Annotated in this window: 8 protein-coding genes; 4 read left to right on the top strand and 4 right to left on the bottom strand. The window is 62.0% G+C overall.

What is annotated here, in order from left to right; all coding sequences use genetic code 11:
* Positions 1 to 244 precede the first annotated feature (244 nt).
* The 3 genes from SAZ10_RS23435 to SAZ10_RS23425 all read right to left on the bottom strand — a co-directional run bounded on the left by SAZ10_RS23435 (position 245) and on the right by SAZ10_RS23425 (position 2,007).
* The gene (locus tag SAZ10_RS23435) at positions 245 to 556 is read right to left on the bottom strand and encodes a cupredoxin domain-containing protein (RefSeq protein ID WP_318611798.1); all 312 of its coding nucleotides are present in this window, start codon (positions 554 to 556) and stop codon (positions 245 to 247) included.
* Positions 553 to 1,077, bottom strand: a complete 525-nt coding sequence (locus tag SAZ10_RS23430; protein WP_318611797.1) for a DUF4142 domain-containing protein — start codon at positions 1,075 to 1,077, stop codon at positions 553 to 555. Before SAZ10_RS23430 ends, SAZ10_RS23435 begins: the two co-directional genes overlap by 4 nt.
* A 237-nt stretch (positions 1,078 to 1,314) precedes the next feature.
* Positions 1,315 to 2,007 carry an RNA polymerase sigma factor gene (locus SAZ10_RS23425; RefSeq protein WP_318611796.1) on the bottom strand — a complete coding sequence of 231 codons (693 nt, stop codon included), beginning with the start codon at positions 2,005 to 2,007 and terminating at the stop codon, positions 1,315 to 1,317.
* 159 nt (positions 2,008 to 2,166) lie between these two features.
* Here SAZ10_RS23425 and SAZ10_RS23420 point away from each other — a divergent pair, with 159 nt between their 5' ends.
* From SAZ10_RS23420 to SAZ10_RS23405, 4 genes are all read left to right on the top strand, one after another.
* Entirely contained in the window at positions 2,167 to 2,874 is a 708-nt protein-coding gene (locus SAZ10_RS23420; RefSeq protein WP_318611813.1) for a DUF899 family protein, read from the top strand.
* Positions 2,875 to 3,205: 331 nt separating this feature from the next.
* On the top strand, positions 3,206 to 4,273 hold the full coding sequence (gene trpS, locus SAZ10_RS23415) for a tryptophan--tRNA ligase (RefSeq protein ID WP_318611795.1): 1,068 nt from the start codon (positions 3,206 to 3,208) through the stop codon (positions 4,271 to 4,273).
* Positions 4,274 to 4,341: 68 nt separating this feature from the next.
* The gene (locus tag SAZ10_RS23410; protein ID WP_318611794.1) at positions 4,342 to 4,833 is read left to right on the top strand and encodes a universal stress protein; all 492 of its coding nucleotides are present in this window, start codon (positions 4,342 to 4,344) and stop codon (positions 4,831 to 4,833) included.
* 166 nt (positions 4,834 to 4,999) lie between these two features.
* A complete protein-coding gene (locus SAZ10_RS23405; protein WP_318611793.1) occupies positions 5,000 to 5,572 on the top strand; it encodes a NifU family protein in 573 nt (190 codons plus the stop codon).
* A gap of 240 nt (positions 5,573 to 5,812) precedes the next feature.
* Here SAZ10_RS23405 and SAZ10_RS23400 read toward each other — a convergent pair whose 3' ends face one another.
* The gene (locus SAZ10_RS23400; protein ID WP_412535282.1) at positions 5,813 to 6,424 is read right to left on the bottom strand and encodes a L,D-transpeptidase; all 612 of its coding nucleotides are present in this window, start codon (positions 6,422 to 6,424) and stop codon (positions 5,813 to 5,815) included.
* Positions 6,425 to 6,651: the final 227 nt, after the last annotated feature.

The raw sequence follows: 6,651 nt of genomic DNA, 5'->3' as shown, positions 1-6,651 counted from the left end.
CCGCCGAGTCGGGGTGCGCGGCACCGGCCCGCCGCCGGACGCCCCCACTCGAAAGCCAACGCAAGCGGAAAGGAAAGGAGGAGCCGATGGCAAACTCTGCTCTTGACAACCAACGTCCCATACAAGGGGGGCGGCAACGTCTCAGAATCCCCTCTCCCCGTTTTTCACGGCGAGAGGGTGAGGGGCAGCGCCTGGGTCAAGCGAATTACAGAATGCACTAGCGCGACTAAAGACCACGATCCGCTCAGCGCGAAACCGTGATCCTGCCCTTCATATTGGGATGGAACCGGCAGTAATACTCGACCGATTCCGCCTTCTTGAGAACTGTCGTGCCGGACTTTCCGGCAGGGATCATCACTTCGAAGCCGCCCTTCACAGTGGCTGTGTGGGCCAAAGGGTCCTTGTTGAGCCATTCGATGGTATCGCCGACCTTGGCGTCGACCTCAGCCGGCGAGAAGGTCAGCTTGTCGATGACGACCTGAATGGTCGCCGCCCCCGCCGGAGCGGAGGCGAGGGCCAACAGCATCGCGCAGGCGATGGTGAGGAACCTGCTCATTTCAGCATGCTGGCAACATGCTCGGCATGCTGCTCGTGCCCCTGGAACAGCTTGAGGCCGGTCTGCAGAAGGTCTTTCAGCTGGGGGTTCGTGGCCGAAGGGATAAGCAACGTCTCCAAAGCGTCATTGACCTGCTTGTGATAGGCGACCTCATTGTCGATATAGGCCTTGTCAAAGGCTGCGCCCTTGAGCTTGGCGAGTTCATCGCGTTTTTCGGCAGCGGCCTTGGTCAGCGCCTTGCTGGTGTCGTTGTCTTCCGGCGTGACGTTCAGCTTCTTGACGAGGGCGAGGGCTTGCTTGTTGACCGCTTCGTGATCGCGCACCATGTCCTTCGCGAAGGCGATGACTTGCTTGTTCTTTGATTTTTTGAGCGCCTGCTTCGCGGCGTCGATGTCGATAACGCCGGCCGTGTAGGCGATATGTGCGATCTGAGGGTCGGTGGGCTTCTCGGCTGCGACGGCAAAAGCGGCTCCGCCCAGCAGGCAAATCGCGGCGATGGCCGCCTGCATTATTCTCATCATGATCTTCCTCCGGCGCAAACGCTGCGCGATGGTCTTGTTGACGCGCATTGGATGCGCCGTCGCGCGAAACGTTCCCGAGAAAGTTTGGGGCATGCTCAAATTGGGAGGAGGCGTGCGTTCAAGCCGGATCGCGATGCGCCACAGAGCGGCGTGCGTCCAAATTGAACCGCCGCTCTATCTCGTTGTTTGCGCAACGGATCCGTCCGAAAACCACTACGCACTTTTCGGTCCGATGCGCTAGTCCGCCAATCCGAGCCGTTGCATGACGGTCTCGGTGAGGCGCTCGCAGCGCCGGCCCGCAAAGGGAAACGCATCGAGCAGCACCGGGCCGATCTGCTCGTCCAGCCGCTCGCGCAGCAGCTTGCGCGCGCGATGGAGGCGGGTCTTGACGGTTTCGGGCTTGAGGCCGAGCAGTTCGGCCGTTTCTTCGACGCTCAGCCCTTCGATCGCTCGCGCGACAAAGACGGTACGAAAATCATCGGGAAGGCTGTCGGTCGCCCGCTCGACGAGTTCCAGTATCTGTCGCTGCGCCATGTTCCGCTCCGGATCGTCCAGGCCGGCGCTTGCCGGAAATGCGATGATTTGCGCCGCCGGCAGCTCATCGACTGGCAGCGAGACGGAGGCGGCGCGCTTTCTCTTGCGCAGGCGCCCGAGCGCTTCGTTGATGACGATGCGCGAGAGCCAGGTGGCAAGTGTCGAATCGCCGCGGAAGCCCGCGAGATTGGCGAAGGCGTGCAGATAGGCTTCCTGCAGGGCTTCTTCCGCTTCGCTGTCGCTGTGCAGAATGCTGCGCGCGATCCTGTAGAGCCGGCGGTTGTGCCGCGTCATGATCGTGCGGAACGCCTGCGCCTCCCGCGCTAGCGCGCGGCGCGCCAGCTCCATGTCGTCAGCCTTGTCGAATTCGCGGACCTGCTCAGCCCGAAGCGGCATCGGCGTTCCTCCGTTTCGAGATTGGATGCCATTCCCACGAAAAGGTTCCCGAAATTTCGCGGTGCCCTGTCGAAATCAGCTTCCGGGCTGCGACTATACACCGAACGCCGGTCGCGATCGTCTACCTGTCCGGCATTCGCAAGATAGATGGAGGATATGATGACCGATGTGATGCTCGAGCCTGCCGAAACGCTCGCCGCAAAGGCGAGCAAGCCCTATCCCAACGACAGCGCCGAATACCGCAAGGCGCGCACCGCTCTCCTTGCCGAGGAGATCGAGCTCAGGCGGCACATCGAGCGCGTGGCCGCACAGCGTCGCGCCCTGCCCCTCGGCGGGGAGCTCGCGACGGACTACGCCTTCACCGACGAGAACGGCAAGACGGTGAGGATGGCCGACCTGTTCGGGCCGCACGACACGCTGGTCACCTATTTCTGGATGTACGGACCTCAGCGCCAGCGGCCGTGTCCGATGTGCACTTCGTTCCTCGGCTCGCTCGACATACCCGCGCGCGATATCACGCAACGCGTGCCATTTGCCGTGATCGGCCGCTCGCCGGTCGAGCGGCAGCTCGCCTTCGCGCGGGAGCGCGGATGGCGGAACCTCAAATTCTACGCGACCCAGGGCGACGACTTCGCGCGCGACTATCGCGGCCTTGCGCCGAATGGCGAGGAGTGGCCGGCGCTCGACGTATGGGTGAAGCGCGACGGCAAAATCTTCCATTTCTGGGGAGGAGAAATGGGCGGCACCCAGGATCCCGGCCAGGATCCGCGTGGCGCGCCGGAAGTGGCGCCGCTCTGGACCGTGCTCGACCTCACGCCGGCCGGTCGCGATCCCGAGTGGTATCCGAAGCTGGAGTATGTGGACTGAGCGATCCTCGGATAGGTACGCACCCCGCGGCGCCCCCCCTCTGTCCTGCCGGACATCTCCCCCGCAAGGGGGGAGATTGGACGGCCGGTTTGATTTCGCCAATTGCCAGCGCTGGAGTTTGGTGAAACCATCGATGAAAGCCGATCTCCCCCCTTGTGGGGGAGATGTCCGGCAGGACAGAGGGGGGCGCGAAGGGCGCGATCTCAGAAGAGTTCTTGCCTGGCCAAAGAGCTCCTGGCTCTCCTTGACCGGCGCCCCACCCTCGTCCATAAGCAGCCTCCCGAATTTCGCCGCGTGCGAAACGGCCCTCCACAAGCCACGAGGAATTTTCATGTCCAGCTTCAAGCCGCTCGTCTTCTCGGGCGTTCAGCCAACCGGTAATCTCCATCTCGGCAACTATCTCGGCGCGATCAAGAAATTCGTCGCGTTGCAGGACACGAACGACTGCATCTATTGCGTCGTCGACCTGCATTCGCTGACTGCGCAGCTCGTCCACGACGACCTCGAGGATCAGACCCGGCAGATCACGGCCGCGTTCCTCGCGGCCGGCATCAACCCGAAGAAGCACATCGTGTTCAACCAGAGCCGAGTGATGCAGCACGCCGAGCTCGCCTGGATCTTCAACTGCGTGGCCCGCATCGGCTGGATGAGCCGCATGACGCAGTTCAAGGACAAGGCCGGCAAGGACCGCGAGAACGCCTCGCTAGGCCTGCTCGCCTATCCGAGCCTGATGGCCGCCGACATTCTCCTCTACCGCGCCACGCACGTACCGGTCGGTGAGGACCAGAAGCAGCATCTGGAGCTTACCCGTGATATCGCCCAGAAGTTCAACAACGACTTTTCGGATCGTATCGCAGCGAAGGGGCTCGGCGTCGAGATGAAGGTCGGCGAAGAGATTGTGCGGGGCTATTTCCCGATCACCGAGCCGGTGATCGGCGGGCCGGCGGCGCGCATCATGTCGCTGCGCGACGGCTCAAAGAAGATGTCCAAATCCGATCCATCCGACCTCTCGCGGATCAACTTGACCGACGACGCCGATACGATGGCCAAGAAGATCAAGAAGGCCAAGACCGACCCCGACGCGTTGCCGAGCGAGGTGAAGGGCCTCGAGGGGAGGCCCGAGGCCGAGAACCTGGTCGGCATTTATGCCGGCCTCGCCGACATTTCGAAGGAACAGGTGTTGAAAGATTTCGGCGGCACGCAATTCTCGGTGTTCAAGCCGGCTCTTGCCGAGCTGGCGGTGGCGAAGTTGGCACCTATCGCGGGCGAGATGCGCCGCATCCTGGCCGACCGGGCCTATGTCGACGGCGTCCTCAGCGACGGCGGCGCCAAGGCGGGAGCTTTGGCGGAAGCAACGATGAAGGACGTGCGGTCGATCGTCGGGCTGCAGCAGGGCTAGCCTTGCGGCGCTTCCGGCCAGGTGGCAGATTGCGCGGAAGTTGAGCGGTCCGCTCCGACAGGAGTTCCATGGTATCCAAACGCCTCAGCCGCGAAGCCGGCCATCGCCGCAAATTCCTGGCCATCATCGACGAGACGCCGGAATGCGAGCGCGCCGTTGCCTATGCATCGCGGCGGGCCAAGAATACCGGCGGCGTGCTTGTGCTGCTTTACGTGATCGAGCCCGGCGATTTCCAGCATTGGCTGGGTGTCGAGAAGATCATGCGCGAGGAGGCGGAGGCCAGTGCCTCCGCTCATCTCGACGCCTATGCCTCCAAGGTCCGCCAAACGCTCGGCATCGAACCGGAGCTGGTGATTCGCGAAGGAAAGGCGTCCGAGGAGATCCACAAGCTGATCGAGGAGGATCAGGATATCGCGATCCTGGTGCTCGCCGCCGGTGCCGGCAAGGAGGGACCAGGGCCGCTGGTCTCCTCGATCGCCGGTAAGGCCGCGGCCTTCCCGATTCCCGTGACCGTGGTCCCGCAGAACCTCAGTGACGAGGAAATCGACAGCCTGGCTTGAAGTTGGCCACGCTGAGGTGCCGCGGGAACGTCTGATCCGGGCGTCTATCCGGACCTTAATCCGGACTGGAGCACTCAGGGTTTCGCTTGAATATTCCAGCCGATAGGCCTAATTACCTCATTAGAATTGTTCCAAACTGAATGCCGCTTGCGGCACGGAGCGCTCGATGTTCATACAGACGGAAGCCACCCCGAATCCGGCGACCCTGAAGTTCCTGCCAGGCCGGGAGGTCATGCCGTCGGGCACCGCCGATTTCCGCGATGCCGAAGGCGCGCGCCAGGATTCCCCGCTCGCCGGCCGCCTCTTCGATATTCCCGGCGTGGTGGGTGTGTTCTTCGGCTACGACTTCATAACCGTCACCAATGACGGCTCGATGGAATGGCAGCACCTCAAGCCAGCCATCCTCGGCACGATCATGGAGCACTTCATGTCGGGTCAGCCGGTGATGAACGCGGCCAGCTCGGCCGATGTGACGGATCATGATGGCGAGTTCTACGACGAGGCCGACTCGGAGATCGTCGTGACGATCAAGGAGCTCCTCGATACGCGCGTGCGGCCGGCCGTCGCACAGGACGGCGGCGACATCACGTTCCGCGGCTACCAGAACGGCACGGTGTTCCTCTACATGAAGGGTGCTTGCGCCGGCTGCCCCTCGTCCACTGCGACGCTGAAGCACGGCATCCAGAACCTGCTCCGCCACTTCGTTCCCGAAGTGGAGCATGTCGAGCAGATCGCCTGATCGGATGCGTTGATTTTCAGGTGATGCCGGCCTGCGGATAGCGGCCTTCTGCGCTTCCGGTGCTCACGTACTAGAAGGTACGGTGCGCTCCGGTTCTCGAAACCCGCTATTTTTGGCGTGGCCTGACCTGAACTCAACACCATCCAGGCTAATAACGGGAAATAAAAAACCGGGCCTGCAAGAGCCCGGTTTTTTCATTGCGGACGTCTTTTGTTGCCGAGACGGTCCCCCACAATTCCCCTATTTGACGATGACCTTGGCCCCTACTTCGGTGCGGTCATAAAGATCGATGATGTCCTGGTTCAGCAGTCGAATGCAGCCTGACGACATTGCCTTGCCGATCGACCACCATTCCGGCGTGCCGTGGAGCCGGTAGCCCGAATCACCGCCCTTGTTGAACAGATACATGGCGCGCGCGCCGAGCGCGTTGGTCGGCCCCGGCGGCTGCCCGCCAGCAAATTTCACGAGCTGCGGCTGGCGCTTGATCATCTCACGGGGCGGCGTCCATACCGGCCACTCGCGCTTGAGCGCGATATGGGCGGTGCCATTCCACTCGAAACCTTCGCGGCCGACGCCGATGCCATAGCGGATCGCCCGGCCTTCAGGCAGGACGAAATAGAGGTACTTGGCCTGCGTATCGACGATGATCGTGCCGGGCTTCTCAGCGGTGTCGAACTCGACGTTCTGCCGGCGAAACTCTCTTGGAACCTTGTCGATCGGAATCGCAGGAACGGTGTAGCCGGCGTCGTGGACTGAGCTGTAATTCGCCGGGATGAGCGTATCGCTCATGCAACCAGAAAGCGCAGCCGTCGCCACAAGCGCCGCAGCGATCAAGAGGGGCTTGATCCGCATGTCTATCCTGAAATACGCCAGACCCGGCTCGATTCGAGCCATCCTTGGAAGCATTCATAAGTTGCAAACAGTTTGCTTGCCAAGCGCCGCGAGCGCCCTAAGGGCAACCTGAAACACGGTAAACGGCCCACTATGGCATTTCGGCAACAGGGCCACTTTGGCCTTTCGAAAAAACCATGTAAAATCAATGCGGCAATCCAGGATTGCTTAACGAGTTATTACCAATT

It is taken from the genome of Mesorhizobium sp. BAC0120, from assembly GCF_033542235.1.
Taxonomy (GTDB): domain Bacteria; phylum Pseudomonadota; class Alphaproteobacteria; order Rhizobiales; family Rhizobiaceae; genus JAWRCU01.
Note: the sequence above shows the minus strand (reverse complement) of the source record. Positions and strands in the feature narration are given on the sequence as shown.

Bases quoted from the DNA above. Each gene is read 5' to 3' on its own strand.
- SAZ10_RS23435 (WP_318611798.1), bottom strand. From the start codon at position 556: ATGAGCAGGTTCCTCACCATCGCCTGCGCGATGCTGTTGGCCCTCGCC.
- SAZ10_RS23430 (WP_318611797.1), bottom strand. From the start codon at position 1,077: ATGATGAGAATAATGCAGGCGGCCATCGCCGCGATTTGCCTGCTGGGC.
- SAZ10_RS23425 (WP_318611796.1), bottom strand. From the start codon at position 2,007: ATGCCGCTTCGGGCTGAGCAGGTCCGCGAATTCGACAAGGCTGACGAC.
- SAZ10_RS23420 (WP_318611813.1), top strand. From the start codon at position 2,167: ATGACCGATGTGATGCTCGAGCCTGCCGAAACGCTCGCCGCAAAGGCG.
- trpS (WP_318611795.1), top strand. From the start codon at position 3,206: ATGTCCAGCTTCAAGCCGCTCGTCTTCTCGGGCGTTCAGCCAACCGGT.
- SAZ10_RS23410 (WP_318611794.1), top strand. From the start codon at position 4,342: ATGGTATCCAAACGCCTCAGCCGCGAAGCCGGCCATCGCCGCAAATTC.
- SAZ10_RS23405 (WP_318611793.1), top strand. From the start codon at position 5,000: ATGTTCATACAGACGGAAGCCACCCCGAATCCGGCGACCCTGAAGTTC.
- SAZ10_RS23400 (WP_412535282.1), bottom strand. From the start codon at position 6,424: ATGCGGATCAAGCCCCTCTTGATCGCTGCGGCGCTTGTGGCGACGGCT.